This window comes from Luteibacter sp. (assembly GCF_051958795.1).
Taxonomy (GTDB): domain Bacteria; phylum Pseudomonadota; class Gammaproteobacteria; order Xanthomonadales; family Rhodanobacteraceae; genus Luteibacter.
The window spans coordinates 1-14939 of record NZ_JBQCFT010000072.1 but is presented as its reverse complement, the minus strand read 5'-3'; the positions used below and the strand labels follow the sequence as shown (position 1 = coordinate 14939).

10 protein-coding genes and 1 pseudogene are annotated in these 14939 nt (G+C 66.2%); 4 read left to right on the top strand and 7 right to left on the bottom strand.

The window, feature by feature from the left end; all coding sequences use genetic code 11:
- Positions 1-140: 140 nt before the first annotated feature.
- The 4 genes from ACTHLF_RS04025 to ACTHLF_RS04010 all read right to left on the bottom strand — a co-directional run bounded on the left by ACTHLF_RS04025 (position 141) and on the right by ACTHLF_RS04010 (position 6557).
- On the bottom strand, positions 141-1703 hold the full coding sequence (locus ACTHLF_RS04025; RefSeq protein WP_440325082.1) for a response regulator: 1563 nt from the start codon (positions 1701-1703) through the stop codon (positions 141-143).
- Between the two features lie 18 nt (positions 1704-1721).
- Positions 1722-2168 carry a response regulator gene (locus ACTHLF_RS04020; protein WP_440325080.1) on the bottom strand — a complete coding sequence of 149 codons (447 nt, stop codon included), beginning with the start codon at positions 2166-2168 and terminating at the stop codon, positions 1722-1724.
- Positions 2165-3964: a sensor histidine kinase gene (locus ACTHLF_RS04015; RefSeq protein WP_440325078.1), complete on the bottom strand. Its 1800-nt coding sequence runs from the start codon at positions 3962-3964 to the stop codon at positions 2165-2167. The genes ACTHLF_RS04020 and ACTHLF_RS04015 overlap by 4 nt, the downstream gene beginning before the upstream one ends.
- Before the next feature lie 247 nt (positions 3965-4211).
- A complete protein-coding gene (locus tag ACTHLF_RS04010; RefSeq protein WP_440325076.1) occupies positions 4212-6557 on the bottom strand; it encodes a GH92 family glycosyl hydrolase in 2346 nt (781 codons plus the stop codon).
- A 184-nt stretch (positions 6558-6741) separates the two neighbouring features.
- On the opposite strand from ACTHLF_RS04010, the gene ACTHLF_RS04005 reads away from it, so the two are divergent.
- From ACTHLF_RS04005 to ACTHLF_RS03990, 4 genes are read left to right on the top strand one after another with little or no spacing between them, the layout of a single operon-like run.
- Positions 6742-7791 carry a LacI family DNA-binding transcriptional regulator gene (locus ACTHLF_RS04005; RefSeq protein WP_440325075.1) on the top strand — a complete coding sequence of 350 codons (1050 nt, stop codon included), beginning with the start codon at positions 6742-6744 and terminating at the stop codon, positions 7789-7791.
- Between the two features lie 20 nt (positions 7792-7811).
- Positions 7812-9137 (top strand): L-fucose:H+ symporter permease, encoded by a 1326-nt coding sequence (fucP, locus tag ACTHLF_RS04000; protein WP_440325074.1) that lies wholly within the window; start codon positions 7812-7814, stop codon positions 9135-9137.
- Between the two features lie 40 nt (positions 9138-9177).
- A complete protein-coding gene (locus ACTHLF_RS03995; protein WP_440325084.1) occupies positions 9178-10200 on the top strand; it encodes a carbohydrate kinase family protein in 1023 nt (340 codons plus the stop codon).
- Positions 10197-11414: an AGE family epimerase/isomerase gene (locus tag ACTHLF_RS03990; RefSeq protein WP_440325072.1), complete on the top strand. Its 1218-nt coding sequence runs from the start codon at positions 10197-10199 to the stop codon at positions 11412-11414. Before ACTHLF_RS03995 ends, ACTHLF_RS03990 begins: the two co-directional genes overlap by 4 nt.
- 110 nt (positions 11415-11524) lie before the next feature.
- Here ACTHLF_RS03990 and ku read toward each other — a convergent pair whose 3' ends face one another.
- From ku to ACTHLF_RS03975, 3 genes and pseudogenes are all read right to left on the bottom strand, one after another.
- Positions 11525-12460, bottom strand: coding sequence for a non-homologous end joining protein Ku (gene ku / locus ACTHLF_RS03985; protein WP_440325070.1), 936 nt, complete (start codon positions 12458-12460; stop codon positions 11525-11527).
- A 165-nt stretch (positions 12461-12625) separates the two neighbouring features.
- Complete coding sequence (locus ACTHLF_RS03980; protein WP_440325068.1) at positions 12626-14533, bottom strand: CocE/NonD family hydrolase; 1908 nt, start codon at positions 14531-14533, stop codon at positions 12626-12628.
- Between the two features lie 167 nt (positions 14534-14700).
- Positions 14701-14939, bottom strand: a pseudogene (locus ACTHLF_RS03975) (peptidase); the annotation flags it as partial.

Genomic DNA, 14939 nt, shown 5'->3' with positions numbered 1-14939 from the left:
GGTTGTGCGGTGGGGCCCCGCCCCGTGGGGGGGGCGGGCTGCGCCGGCGCCGTCCCCCGGGGGGGGGGGGGGCGGGGGGGGGCGGGCGGGGGGGCGGGCACCCCCCCGGGGCCCCCCCCCCCGCTCCCACAGGTGCAGGCTCAGGCGGTCGGCAGGCTTGGCTGGCTGGCTTCCAGGGCTTCGCGGACTTTCTTCAGCAGTGCGCGGGACTGGAGGGGTTTGTCGATCAGGTAGAGGTGCTTGATGTCGGGGAGTTCGTCGAGGTTCGGCGGCGCGTCGGGGCGCGCGAGCAGGAGCACGGCACCCGTGTAGCCGTGGTCGAGCAGCGCGGCGAGCGTGCGGACGCCGGTGAACAGGTTCATGTCCGCATCCATCACCACGAGATCGGGCACACCGTGGGCTTCGATCCACTGCAGCGCCGCGGTACCGCTCTGGCTTGCGCCGGCCTGGTAGCCGTAGGTATCCAGCGTGTCGGCGAGCAGCGAGAGCTGCATGGCTTCCTCGACGACCACGAGCACGCGCTCGGCTTCGCCCTGCAGGTAGGGCTCGATGACCGGCAGCTCGCCAAGGTCGCTCTCTTCCACGCCGAGCGGAAGGTAGAGATGGAACTCGGTGCCTTCACCCACGCGGCTGCGCACGCGCATCAGGCCGCCGTGGCTGGCGACGATGCGCTTGCACGAAAGCAGGCCCAGGCCGGTCCCGGATTCCTTGGTGGTGAAGAACGGCTCGAACAGGCGCTGCAACACCTCGGGCGGCATGCCCGCACCCGTATCGATGACGGAGATGCGCAGGTAACGCCCGGCGACCGTGGTCTCGTCGTCGCTGAAGAAGTCTTCGGCCAGCGTGACCTGGGCGGTCTCGATGCGCAGCTTGCCGCCTTCCGGCATGGCCTGGATCGCATTGAGGCAGAGGTTGAGCATGCACTGCTGCAGCTCGGTGTGGTTGCCCTCGAATGCGACATCGGGATCGTAAACGTCGACGCTCATCTGCACCGAGCGCGGCACGCTGCCCTGCATCAGCAGTTTCAGCGCATCGGTCAGCGCACCGAGCTTCACCTGCTCGGCGCGGCGCGCGCCACGGGCGAAGGAGAGCATGGACGAGACCATCTCGAGGCCACGGCGCCCGCAGTCGCGCACCAGGGTACCGAGACGCGCAAGGCGCGGATCGTCCGCATAGTCTTCCAGCGTATCGCCAGCCAGCAACAGCGGCTGGAGCAGGTTGCGCAGGTCGTGCGACAGGCCGCCCGCGAGCAGCGCCAGGCTCTCGAAACGCTGCGCGCGGATCAGTTCCTGTTCGGCACGCATGCGCGCCTTGAGTTCATCCGCCTCGCGCAGGGCCCGGCGTACCGCTGACGCCAGGCGCGCCGTGTTCTGCTTCAGGATGTAATCGGTGGCACCGCTGCGCAATGCCTCGATCGCGGCCTCTTCGCCGAGCGTGGCCGAGATGAAGATGAAGGGCACATCGCTGGAGCGCTCGCGCAGGATCTGCAGCGCGCGCTCGCCGCTGAAGTGCGGCATGCTCAGGTCGGAAAGCACGATGTCCGGCCGGAAATCTTCCAGCGCGGCCACGTAGGCCTGCTCGTCATCGACGAGCCGCACCTCGTAGTCGAGGCCGTCTTCCTCCAGCTCGGACATCACCAGCTCGGCATCGAGCTCGTTGTCCTCGACCTGCAGGATCCTGACTTTCTGCGTCTGCCCGTTCATAGCCTGCCCGCCCGAACCTTATTCGCTCTCCGGGCGCTGGTTCAGCACCGCCCAGAAGTGGCCGAGCGTCTGCACGGCCGTGAAGAACTGTTGCACATCCACCGGCTTCAGCACGTAGGCGTTCACACCGAGGTCCCAGCTACGGGCCAGGTCGCTTTCCTCGCGCGAGGAGGAAAGGATCACCACCGGCACGCGCTTCCAGCGATCATCCGTGCGCAGCTCCTTCAACACTTCGAGGCCATCTTTCCGCGGCATCTTGATATCGAGCAGGATCACCGCAGGATCGCTCTCGGGGCGATCCACGTAACGGCCACGGCGATTCAGCCAGTCCATGCAGTCGACGCCGTCTTCGACGTGGACCACGGGATTGGCGAGGTTCGCCTCGCGCAGGGCATCAATCGCCATTTCGGCGTCGGCCGGCGAATCTTCAACCAGCAGGATGGTACGGATATCGGGACTGTTCATGCGTCACCCATGCGGGCGCCCGGTAGGTCGGAGGCCGGCAACGAGAAATGGAATACGGCACCGCGGTCGGTTTCACCTTCGGCCCATGTGCGGCCACCATGGCGCGCGATGATGCGTCGTACGTTGGCAAGGCCAATGCCGTTGCCGGGGAATTCGGAAGCGCGATGCAGGCGCTGGAATACGCCGAAGAGCTTGCTGGCGTATTGCATGTCGAAGCCGGCGCCGTTATCGCGCACCGAGAACTCGTAATCGCCCGCGGGCATGCGCTCCACGCCGATCTCGATGCGGCCGACCTCACGGTTGGCGGTGTACTTCACGGCATTGCCGAGAAGGTTCTGCCACACCGTGCGCAGCATGTTCTCGTCACCCACGACGATCGGCAGCGGGGCGACGCTCCACTCGATATGGCGGTCGCGGGCGTCGGTCTCAACCAGGGCCCGCGCCTCGTCGACCAGCGATTGCATATCCACCGGCTGCAGTCTCAGCGCACCGCGACCCAGGCGCGAGAACACCAGCAGGTCGTCGATGAGCTGCGCCATGCGCCGTGAAGAGCTGCTGATCACGTCGATGTAATGACGTACGCGGTCGTCCGCCTGGTCGCCCAGGTGGGATTCCAGCTTGCCGGCGAAACCGGAGATGTGCCGCAGCGGCGCGCGCAGGTCGTGCGATACCGAATAGCTGAAGGCCTCGAGCTCGCGGTTCACGTCGGAGACCTGCTCCACCTTGCCTTCCAACTGGCGGTTGAGCTCGTTGACCTTCTGCTCGACCAGCGCACGCGCGGTGATGTCGCTCACCGTGATCAACAGTGCGGGATCCGGCGAATCCGGCTCCTCGATGCGTCGCGCGTTGATCACGACGAAGCGATCGATCCCGTCGACGGTGCGCTGGGTCAGCTCGTAATCCCACAGTTCGCGGTCGCGGGCGATCACATCGTTCAGGCGCTGCAGCAGCGCGGGGTCATCCCACGCACCGTTACCGATGTCGCGCAGCGGCACATGGGCCTGCTCGTCATCGGTATCGAAGCCATAGAGCTCGGCGAATGCGGTATTGACCAGCAGCGTGCGCAGGCCCGTATCCAGCATCGCGATGGGCTCGCGCACGGCCTGCACGATCAGCTGTGAACGGCGCACCGCGTCGGACGCCCGCGATTCCGCGGCAAGCCGGATCGCGATCTGCCGCTCGGATACCACCACGACGATGACCAACAGGGCGATCTGCGCCAGCGCCGCGACGCCAAGTACCAGGCGGTTATCGGTGGCCGTACCACGCGCGTTCGCACGGCGGGCATCCTGCAGCTTCGACTCCTCGGCCAGGATCTCCACGACGCGGTCGCGGAACGGGAACATCTGCCGGGCATCTTCCATAGCGGCAAAGGCGCCATCGCGATCGCCGGCCTTCAGCCTGTCCAGCGCCTTGCGGGTCAGCTCACCGCGCCCCTTGGCAATGCTTTCAAGGCCACCGAGGCGGGCCACCTGTTCGGGGTTGTCGCGGACCATCTCGCGCAGGCCCGCTATGACGCCCGGCAGCCGGGTCTCCACGTAGAGCGCCCGGTCCTCCAGGTCCTTGTCGACCGCGCCGCCGGCGATCATCGTGTAGATGGCTGCCTCACTGCTGCGCAGGATCGCGTCGATCCGATAGGTACTCGCCTTGATATCGGCGGTATGTGTGACCCAATCGCGCGAGTTCAGCGCGTCTTCCGAACTGGACCGGGTAATGATGTAAGGCAATGCCACGCTGACCAGCATGGCGGCCAGCAGGCCCACGAGGCGCCAGCCCAGCCCGATACGAGCGATCATGCGTTCGTCATCCCCACGACGACTCCTGCCCAAAGTGAACGGGCATTGTAAACGTTGTGGTCTTTCACGCGCTGCTTATGCATGCCCCGCCCTGTGGAACGAACGACGGGCGCACCGCCCCTGCTGCCGTAAGTCCCCGGAATAACCCGGAAAACCTACCACCAGGGAGCGTTGCGCCCGTCAGGTTTGGGCGATATTGGACGGCACGCGAGCGTGAAGCTCGCGTGACGGTTGCCTTAGCGCGCGTTTACTTTTCGGTGGTGCTCATCGAGTACGGCGCAGCGTCGGCAGCGGTGCCCCACTTCGACGGTTCGGCCTGCATGGAGAAGTGCAGTTCGCCGCCCGCGGTGAGCTCCTCGTGGGTCACCCAAGTTCGGTTGAGGTCCTTGCCGTTCAGCGTGACCTTGCCGACGTACGGGTGCTTGGCATCGAGGTGGTCGGTGGAGACCGTGAAGCGCTTGCCGTTCTGCAGGTTCAGCGTGGCCTTCTCGATGAAGGGGCGGCCGATCACGTACTGGCTGCTGCCCGGGGCCACCGGGTAGAAGCCCAGCGAGCTGAAGACGTACCAGGCCGACATCTGGCCAAGGTCATCGTTACCCACCAGGCCCGTCGGGGTCGGCGTGTACTGGGTCTTCATGATCTGGGTCAGGCGCTCCTGGGTCTTCCAGGGCTGGCCGGCGTAGTCGTACAGGTAAGCCACGTGGTGGCTCGGCTCGTTGCCGTGCGCATACCAGCCGATCAGGCCGGTGATGTCTTCCACATGGGCAAACGACTTCGGATCCACCTTCGCGTCGAACACGGAATCCAGCTTCTTCACGAACGCATCCGCGCCGCCGAGGGTCTGGATCAGCGCCGCCACGTCCTGCGGCACGTACCACGAGTACTGCCACGCGTTGCCTTCGGTGTAATCGCTGCCGTACGCGGCCGACGACGGATCGAACGGCTCACGGTAATTGCCATCGGCCTTGCGCGCACGCAGGAAGCCGGTCTTCGCATCGAAGCTGTTCTTCCAGTTGCCGGCGCGCTTCATGAAGGTGGCGGCCACGTCGTCCTTGCCCATCGCCTTGGCGGCCTGGGCCAGCGACCAGTCGTCGAACGCGTATTCCACGGTCTTCGAGGCGGCTTCCGGCTGGTGGTCGATCGGCACGAAGCCGAGCTTCATGTAGTCATCGAGGCCGCCGTATGGGCCATAGGTGGCGCTGGCTACCATCGCGTCGAGCGCCTTCCTGGCGTCGTAGCCGCGGATGCCCTTAACGTACGCATCGGCGATCACTGGCACCGCGTGGTAGCCGATCATGCACCAGGTTTCCATGCCGCCGTACGACCACACCGGCAGGATCCCGAACGGGCTGGCCTCGCGCGCGGCGATCAGCGAGCTCACGAAATCGTTGCTCTTGTTCGGCTCCAGCAGGGTCATCAGCGGCTGCTGGGCGCGGTACACGTCCCACAGCGACCAGGTGGAATAGAAATCGAAGCCCTTGGCCTCGTGCACCTGGTTATCCGGGCCGCGGTACTGGCCGTTGACGTCCATGGAGAGCGTCGGCGAGAGCATCGCGTGGTACAGCGCCGTATAGAAGGTCTTGCGAGTCTCGGCCGGGGCCTGCAGGTCCACCACCGAGAGGGTCTTCTCCCACAGCGCGCGGGCGTCCGCGCGACGGGCATCGAAGTCGAAGCCCGCGCCATCCTTGTCCAGGTTGGCGATGGCGTTGTCCTCGCTCACGGTGGAGATGGCCACCTTGGCGACCAGCGGCTTGTCCAGGTTGCCGAAGTCAAAGACGCCTTCCAGGGCGCGGCCGCTGATGCCGTCGACATCGTCGTTGCGGTTGCCCGGGCCGCCGAAGCCGCGGTAGACGATCTTCTCTTCGCGGTTCTTCAGCTCGCGCGAGGTCATCGGCTGGTTGAAACGCATGGCGAAGTACAGCTGGCGGCCCGGCGCCCAGCCGCGGGTGGTGCGGCCACCGGTCACCGTGCCGTCGGTGCGCACGCGCAGCGTGGACCAGAGCACCTTGCCCTCGTAGTCATAGATGCTGGGGCGCAGGTCGAGCAGCACGTGGGCCGGCTTGCCCTTGGGGAAGGTATAGCGGTGGAAGCCGACCCGCGCATTTGCCGTCAGCTCGGCGCGAACGTCGTAGTCGCTGAGGGTGACCGCGTAGTAACCTGCCTCGGCCTTTTCGCTCGCATGGGAAAACCGCGAGCGATAGCCGCTACCGGGCTGGTCGGGGGAGCCGGGGTCCAGCTTCACGTCGCCGGCGATGGGCATGACGAGCACGTCGCCCAGGTCGGAATGGCCGCTACCGGAGAAGTGCGTATGCGAGAAGCCCAGGATGCTCGAATCGCCGTACTGGTAGCCGGCGGCCCACTTATAGGCGTGCTTGAAGTCCGGCATGGCCGTGTCCGGCGAGAGCTGGACCATGCAGAAGGGCACCGTCGCGCCCGGGAAGGTATGGCCGTCGCCACCCGTACCGATCATCGGATCCACCGCCGACCAGGCACTGGTGCCCTTGCCGCTGGAAGCCGCGACGGCCAGGGCCGGCAGGGCGAGGGACAGGGCAGCGGCCAGCAGGCCGCGGCGCAGGCGCGTGGAACGGGACATCGGTTTCTCCCCAGGAGTGGACTGAACAGTCTGAAAAGGGGTCACGATCATTTGGATCGTGACAAACGCGTCGAACGTAGCAAAGATAGCGGATGCACGCATGTTGCAGTGCGTGATGCATCCCATGGCCCGGCGCGCGATCATCGCGCGGTTTAGATCGTTTGAATCGTTTGAAGGAGTCACGATGGCGAGGACAACCCCGCAGCGCCGCAAGGTCACGTTGGCCGACATCGCCCAGGGATGCGATGTGTCGCGAGCGACCGTATCGCTGGTGCTGCGCGGCAGCCCCCTGGTGAACTCGGCCACCGGGGCCCGGGTGGAAGCCGAACTGAAGCGCCAAGGGTACGTCTACAACCGCGCGGCGGCCAACCTGCGCCGGCGGACCTCCTCGAGCATCGGCCTGGTCATCAACGACCTGGGCAACCCGTTCTTCGCCGAATTCGCCGCGGGGGCCGACGAAACCCTCGCCAGCGCCGGCTACGTCACCCTGCTGGGCAACACGGGCGAATCGCCCGAGCGCCAGCAGGCGGTGCTCAACTCCATGATCGAGCACGGCCCGGCCGGCATCATCCTCTCGCCCGCCGAAGGCAGCGATGGCGAGCGCGTGCTGACGGCGGTGGGCATGCATACGCCCCTGCTGGTCTTCAACCGCGAGCTGCCCGATGACGAGGGCTCGCACCGTTGGGACACGCTGGAGATGGATAACGAGCACGGTGCGCGGCTCGCCACGCAGCACCTGATCGAGCTGGGCCACCAGCGCATCGCCTTCTTTGGCGGCCACCGCGATTCCAGCTCGGTGGAACAGCGCCGCCGCGGCTACGCCGATGCCATGAAGGCGGCCGGCCTCAAGGTCGACCCGGCATGGCTGATCGAGAGCGCGCCGACGCGCCTGGAAGCCGCCCGCCAGACCGGCGCGCTTTTTGCGCGGGATCCGGCACCCACGGCGGCGGTTTGCTACAACGATGCCGTCGCGCTCGGGCTTATGCTTGGCCTGACCAAGCGCGGCCGGCGCCCGGGCGAGGATTTCGCCCTCACCGGCTTCGATGACGTCGCAGAGGCCTCGGTGTGCGTGCCGCCCCTCACCACCGTCGCGGTGGATCCGCGCGGCCTGGGCCGGCGCAGCGCCGAACTCATCCTGGAAAGACTTCGCAATCCCGAGACGGAAACAGCTTATACGATCGCGCCCGTGCGGCTCGTCGTTCGCGAAAGCAGCTGCGCCCCGTCCTCCCCCTGACCCAAACAATGGAGCGCCCCATGGCCACCGGATCCACGCCATTGCCCAACTCGTCGACGACTTCGTCGGCCCCGGGCGACAACCGTTACACCTTCTTCCCGCTCGCCCTGGGCGTGATGAGCACCATCTTCTTCATGTGGGGCTTCATCACCTGCCTCAACGACATCCTGATCCCGCACCTGAAGGCCGTGTTCGAGCTGAACTACGCGCAGGCGCTGCTCATCCAGTTCACGTTCTTCGGCGCGTACTTCATCATGTCGCTGCCCGCCGGCAAGCTCGTCGCCGCGCTCGGCTACAAGAAGGGCATCGTCGCCGGCCTGATCATCACCGGCATCGGCGCCGCGCTGTTCTGGCCGGCCGCCGGCATGCGCGTGTATGAATTCTTCCTCGGCGCGCTGTTCATCCTGGCCACGGGCATCACCGTGCTGCAGGTGGCGGCCAACCCGTACGTCGCGCTGCTCGGCCCCGAGAAGACGGCCTCCAGCCGCCTCACCCTCGCCCAGGCCCTGAACTCGTTCGGCACCTTCCTGGCGCCGTTCTTCGGCGGCATCCTGATCCTCTCGAAGGAAGTGAAGTCGAGCACCGATATCGCCGCGATGTCGGCCGCCGAGCAGGTCACCTACCGCGCGCAGGAAGCCGGCTCGGTGCAGGGCCCATACATCGGCCTGGCCGTCGTGCTGGTGCTGCTCGCCATCGGCGTGTACCTGTTCAACCTGCCCAAGCTCGAGGAAACCACCGAGAAGGCCGACGACCACCAGCATTCGCTGATGGACGCCCTGAAGACCCCGCACGTGTTCTTCGGCGTGCTCGGCATCTTCTTCTACGTCGGCGGCGAAGTGTCGATCGGCAGCTTCATGATCAACTACCTGCAGGTGCCGGAGATCGGCAACATGACTGGCCCGGTCGCCGCGAACCACGTGGCGTTCTACTGGGGCGGCGCGATGGTCGGCCGCTTCATCGGCTCGGCCCTGCTGGCCGCGTTCTCGCCGCGCAAGCTGCTCGCCGTGTTCGCCGTGATCAACTGCCTGCTCGTCGTCACCACCATGATGACCACCGGCTTCGTCGCGACGTACAGCATCGTGGCCATCGGCCTGTTCAACTCGATCATGTTCCCGACGATCTTCTCGCTGGGCATCGAGCGCATGGGTCCGCTGACGGGCAAGGCTTCCTCCCTGCTCATCATGGCCATCGTCGGTGGCGCGCTGATCCCCTGGATCCAGGGCGTCATCGCCGACCAGATCGGCCTGCAGCACGCGTTCTTCATCCCGCTGATCTGCTACCTGTACATCGTGTTCTTCGGTATTTCCGGCTCCAAGGTCCGCGGCACGCCTGTCGCCGCCCGCTAAGACCCTCCATGGCGACGGCCGGCACACCACCGGCCGTCGTATTTTTTACCCGCACCAAGGACAGGCCGTAAGCAAGTCTTCCATCCTCTGCTTCGGCGAGGCGCTGATCGATTTCCACGCACAGCCCCAGGGCGGCGCCGGTCAGCCTCCCGCCTTCGTTCCCTTCGCTGGCGGCGCACCCGCCAACGTTGCCGTCGCCGCCGCCCTGCTCGGCGCCCATGCCCGCTTTGCCGGCATGCTGGCCCGTGACATGTTCGGCGACTTCCTGCTCAAGAGCCTCACCGACCTTGGCGTCGGCGTGGAGGACGTCGCGCGTACCGACGAGGCGCGCACCGCCCTCGCCTTCGTGGCGCATGACGAAAACGGCGACCGGAGCTTCAGCTTCTACCGCCCGCCCGCCGCGGACCTGCTGTTCCGCCCGGAGCACTTCCGCAAGGAAACCTTCGACGACGTGGCGATCTTCCACGTCTGCTCGAACTCGCTGACCGAAGGCGCCATCGCGGAGACCACGGTCGAAGGCATGCGCCGCGCCCGCGCCGCCGGTGCGCTGGTCAGCTTCGACATGAACCTGCGCCCCGCGCTGTGGCCGAAGGGCCATGAGCAGGATGCGCAGCTCGGCCGCCTGTGGCAGACGCTTTCCGAAGCGGACGTGATAAAGCTCAGCGCCGAAGAGTTCGCCGTGGTGCATGAAGGTGCCGGCTCCGACGAGGCCGTGCTGAAGCGCCTGTGGGAAGGCAAGGCCCGCCTGCTCCTGATCACCGACGGCCCCGCGCCCATGCGCTGGTTCACCCGCCACGCCAACGGCGTGATCCCGGGTTACAAGGTCGATGCGGTGGACACCACCGCCGCTGGCGACGCCTTCGTGGGCGGCATGCTCGCGCGCCTCGCCGCGGCTGGCACCACGCACGCCGACCTCGACGCCCTGGTCGGCGACGAGGCCCGCCTGACCGACCTGATCCGCTTCGCAGCCGCGTGTGGCGCCATCACGGCGACGCGCAAAGGCTCGTTCACCGCCATCCCCGACCAGGCCGAAGTCAAGGCCTTCATGGAGAAGCACGCATGACGAACGTCCCCCTCCCCAATTTCCATGACGTGAACGTGCTCCGCGAGCACGTCGCGACCACGATGAAGTTCTACGCGCCGAACGAAGTGGACAAGGCCGGCGGCTTCTTCCAGTACTACAAGGACGATGGCTCGGTGTACGACCGGGTCGATCGCCACCTGGTCTCGAGCACCCGCTTCGTGTTCAACCACGCCATGGCGTTCCTGGAATTCGGCAAGCCCGAAGACAAGGAACTCACCATGCACGGCCTGAAGTACCTGCGCGAAGTGCACCGCAACCCGGCAACGGGCGGCTATGCATGGACCATCAGGGACGGCAAGCCCGATGACCAGATGAACCACTGCTACGGCCTGGCGTTCATGCTGCTGGCCTACTCGTGCGGCGTGAAGGTCGGTTTCGACGAAGCGCGCGCGTGGCAGGGCGAGATCTGGGACCTGCTCGAGCAGCGTTACTGGGAGCCGGAGTACGGCCTGTACCGCGACGAAGCGGACAAGGATTGGAACTTCACCGGCTACCGCGGCCAGAACGCCAACATGCACATGACCGAGGCCATGATCGCCGCGTGGGAAGCCACGAAGGAAGATCGCTACCTCGACCGCGCCGTGCTGCTGGCCGACCACATGACCCAGCGCCAGGCGGGCCTGACCCCGCAGAAGCTGATCTGGGAGCACTACCACGAGAACTGGACGATCGACTGGGAATACAACCTCGATAATCCGAAGCACCTGTTCCGTCCGTGGGGTTTCCAGCCGGGCCACCAGACCGAGTGGGCGAAGCTGCTCATGATGCTGGAGCGCTACACCAAGGGCACCGCGCGGCATAAGCCGTGGTTCGTGTCGACCGCCAGCCACCTGTTCGACGTGGCGCTGGACAAGGCGTGGGACAAGGAATTCGGCGGCATCGCCTACGGTTTCGCGCCGGAAGGCGAGGTGTGCGACGACGACAAGTACTTCTGGGTGCAGGCCGAATCGCTGGCCGCCGCGCAGCTGCTGTTCGAAGGCACCGGCGACAAGAAGTACGACGAGTGGTACCAGCGGATCTGGGCGTATAGCTGGGAACACTTCGTCGACCACACGTACGGCGCGTGGTACCGCATCCTGCACCGCGACAACAGCAAGTACGACGACGAGAAGAGCCCCGCTGGTAAAACCGATTACCACACCATGGGCGCGTGCTACGAGGTGATGGCCTCGCTGCGTCGGATGCAGAAATAAGTGTCGTAGGAGCCCACCCTGTGGGCGACATCTTTCGCGAAGGACCCGCAATGCGTGTTGCGGCTGTACGAAAGGCGTCGCCCACAGGGTGGGCTCCTACGGTGTACTGATCAGGCGCGGCGCTTTTTGGCGGGTGCCTTGCGCGTTGCGGTTTTCTTGACGGCGGCCTTCTTTGCCGCCGTTTTCTTTGCAGGCGCCTTTTTCGCCGCGACCTTCTTCGTAGCGGCCTTCTTCGCCGGTGTGCGCTTGTTCGCGCCGATGCTCTTCTTCAGCAGCTCCATGAAGTCGACCACGTTGGTGGTCGCATGCTCGGGCACGTGCTCGTCATCCTCGTTCACCGTGGTGGTGACGCCCTTGCTCTTCAGGCGCTTCTCGATCGCCTTGCGCAGCTTGTCGCGGAAATCGTCGCGGTAGTCGCTGGGTTTCCACTTGCCGGCCATCGACTTGACCAGGTCGGAGGCCATCTCGATTTCCTTCGGCGTGATGCGGTATGCCGAGGTTTCCTTCGCCGGCAGGCCGTATTCCTCCGGGTCCACCAGTTCGGCCTCGTAGCGCAGGATGTTCAGCAGCAGCGCATCGCCGGCGGGCATCACCGCGGCAAGGTATTCGCGGGTGCGGATTACCACGCGGGCGATCCCGACCTTGCCGGTCTTTTTCAGTGTCTCGCGCAGCAGCACGTAGCCCTTCTCGGCCTTCTTTGCCGGGGCCAGCCCGTAGGGCTTCTCGAAATACGCTGGCGCGATGTCCGCGGCGTCGACGAAACTGTCGATCTCCACGGTCTCGTGGGCATCGCTGGCCGCGCTCTTGATGTCCTCTTCCTCGAGGACGACGTAGTTGCCCTTCTGGTACTCGAAGGCCTTGACGATGTCCTTCCAGGGCACTTCCTCGCCGGTATCGGCATTGACCCGCTCGTAGCGCACCGGGGTGTTGCTGCGCTGGTCGAGCATGCGGAAGTGGATATCCGTGCGCCGCTCACCCGTCATCAGGCGGATCGGCACGTTGAGCAGGCCGAAGGTGAGCGTACCTGTCCAGATCGGGCGGGCCATGGGGGCGATCCTCGGGCGGAGGGGCCCCAAGCATGGCGCGGTGTTTGGGGAAGATATGTAGGAGCTCACCCTGTGAGCGACGCCGTTCGCGGGGAAGCCGCTGCGGTTGCGGCGTTATCGCGAGAGATGTCGCCCACAGGGTGGGCTCCTACGAGACCGCGGGGGTTATTTGTTTTCGACGACCGGCAGTTCGATGGCGCTGGCCTGGCCGGGGGTGTGCCAGACCTGCTGCGTGGCCTTCACGTAGTCGGAGGGCTTGGCGAAGAAGATGTTGGGCACGTAGGTCTGGGGGTTGCGGTCGTACAGCGGGAACCACGACGACTGCACCTGCACCATCACCCGGTGGCCCGCGAGGAAGGTGTGGTTCACCGTGGGCAGGCCGAACTTGTACTGCAGCGGGGTATTGGGCGTGAGCGCCTTCGGCTCGCTGAAGCTTTCGCGGTAGCGGCCGCGGAAGATATCCATCGAGACCGACAGCTCGTAGCCGCCCATCGCCGGATCGGTGGCATTGGTGTCCGGGTACACGTCGATCAGCTTCACCACCCAGTCGCTGTCGGTGCCGCTGGTGGAGGCGTACAGGTTCACCTGCGGCGCACCGGCGACGCGCAGGGGCGCCTTCAGCGGCTCGGTCACGTAGGTGAGCACGTCCGGGCGGCCATCGACGAAGCGCTGGTCCTGGACCAGCCAGGTCGTCCACGACTGGCGGTCGGCGAAGTGGACCGGACGCGGCACGTACGGCACCGGCTTGGCCGGGTCGGAGACGTACTCGTCGTACTTCGCCGCATCAGCAGCCGGCGCGGTGAACGACAGGCCGCCGTTCGCCTCGAGGAACAACGGCTTCGTGCCCTTCGCCTGCGGCCACGACTTGAAGCGGTCCCAGTGGTTCTCGCCGGTGTTGTAGAGGAAGACCGGCGGCGTGTTCGCCTTGGGCGCGCCATCGACCAGGTACTGGTTGAAGAACGGGAGCAGCACGTCGCGGCGGAACTGCAGGGCGGTGTCACCATCCCAGTTCAGCGCGCCCAGCGAGGCGGCGCCGTAGTTCACCTGGCTGTGCCGCCACGGCCCCATCACGAGGTAGTTCTTGTCGTTACCCTTGTCCTTCGGCTCGACCGCCTCGTAGCTGTGGATCGCGCCCCACATGTCTTCCTGGTCCCACAGGCCCTGCAGCCACATGGTGGGCACCTTCAGCGGCTGCTGCGCCATCACCTTGTCCAGCGCCTGGTTCGACCAGAAGCTGTCATAGGCCGGGTGCTCGCTGACCTTGCGCCAGTACGGCAGCGACTCGATGCCGTTGGCCTTCGCGTAATCGCCCGCCGAGCCGGCGCGCAGGAAGTTCGCGTAGTCGTCGTAGCCTTCCCGGGTGATCGAGCTGCCCTTGCCGGCCTTGGTGGTCTGGCCGGTGAAGTAATCGAAGTTGGTCTGGCGGAAGGCGCCGTAGTGGAACCAGTCGTCACCCATCCAGCCGTCGACCATCGGGCTCTCGGGTGCGGCCACCTTGAGCGCCGGGTGCGGATTCACCAGCGCCATCACCACGGTGAAGCCCTCGTACGAGGAACCGAGCATGCCGACCTTGCCGTTGGACTCGGGCAGGTTCTTCACCAGCCAGTCGATCGTGTCGTAGGCGTCGGTGGAGTGGTCGACCTTTGTATCGTTGAGCGGGCCGACCAGCGGCCGGGTCATCACGTAGTCGCCCTTCGAGCCGTACTTGCCGCGCACGTCCTGGAACACGCGGATGTAGCCGGCATCGACGAACACTTCGTCACCCTGGGGCAGCAGGTCGCGCATGGTGTGCGCCTCCGCGCGGGCGGCGCGGCCATCGGCGTTGTACGGCGTGCGGGTCAGCAGGATCGGCGCATGCTTCGCGCCCTTGGGGATCACGATGACCGTATGCAGGGTGACGCCATCGCGCATGGGGATTTCCACCACCCGCTTGATGAAGTCGTTCGCCGCCGTGGGCGCGTCGTAGCTGGCCGGGATGTCCGGCGTCATGGGGGCGGTCTGCGCGGCGGCGAGGCCGGCGCTTACAGCGAGGGAAAGGGCGAGCAACGAGTACGGCAGCAAGCGACGCGTCATGGTGCGGTTCCTGTGGCAGTGGGACGGCATAACCGCCCTAGCCTGCCCGATCCGCGCCATCCGCACCATGGCCACCGGTCATGGATCCGCGGGCAAAAAAAACGCCGCCCGGGGGCGGCGTTCTTCTTCCGACCAGGGCGCCGCGAGGCGCCCGGCCTTCGGGGCAATTACTGGCCCGAAGCGGTCGAAGCCGGAGCCGGGGCGGCGTCCGTGGCCGGAGCCGTCGACGCGGCGGCCGGAGCAGCAGCGTCAGCAGCCGGAGCGGTCGAAGCAGCGGCCGGGGCAGCAGCGTCGGCAGCCGGAGCAGCCGGAGCGGTCGAAGCGGCGGCCGGGGCCGGGGCAGCGTTGTCTTCGCTCTTGTTGCAGCCCGACAGGGCGGCGACGGCGATGAGGGCGAGAGCGGCAA

What these genes read in the sequence shown, in the direction of transcription:
- ACTHLF_RS04025 (WP_440325082.1), bottom strand. Translation starts at nt 1,703, where the DNA reads ATGAACGGGCAGACGCAGAAAGTCAGGATCCTGCAGGTCGAGGACAAC.
- ACTHLF_RS04020 (WP_440325080.1), bottom strand. Translation starts at nt 2,168, where the DNA reads ATGAACAGTCCCGATATCCGTACCATCCTGCTGGTTGAAGATTCGCCG.
- ACTHLF_RS04015 (WP_440325078.1), bottom strand. Translation starts at nt 3,964, where the DNA reads ATGATCGCTCGTATCGGGCTGGGCTGGCGCCTCGTGGGCCTGCTGGCC.
- ACTHLF_RS04010 (WP_440325076.1), bottom strand. Translation starts at nt 6,557, where the DNA reads ATGTCCCGTTCCACGCGCCTGCGCCGCGGCCTGCTGGCCGCTGCCCTG.
- ACTHLF_RS04005 (WP_440325075.1), top strand. Translation starts at nt 6,742, where the DNA reads ATGGCGAGGACAACCCCGCAGCGCCGCAAGGTCACGTTGGCCGACATC.
- fucP (WP_440325074.1), top strand. Translation starts at nt 7,812, where the DNA reads ATGGCCACCGGATCCACGCCATTGCCCAACTCGTCGACGACTTCGTCG.
- ACTHLF_RS03990 (WP_440325072.1), top strand. Translation starts at nt 10,197, where the DNA reads ATGACGAACGTCCCCCTCCCCAATTTCCATGACGTGAACGTGCTCCGC.
- ku (WP_440325070.1), bottom strand. Translation starts at nt 12,460, where the DNA reads ATGGCCCGCCCGATCTGGACAGGTACGCTCACCTTCGGCCTGCTCAAC.
- ACTHLF_RS03980 (WP_440325068.1), bottom strand. Translation starts at nt 14,533, where the DNA reads ATGACGCGTCGCTTGCTGCCGTACTCGTTGCTCGCCCTTTCCCTCGCT.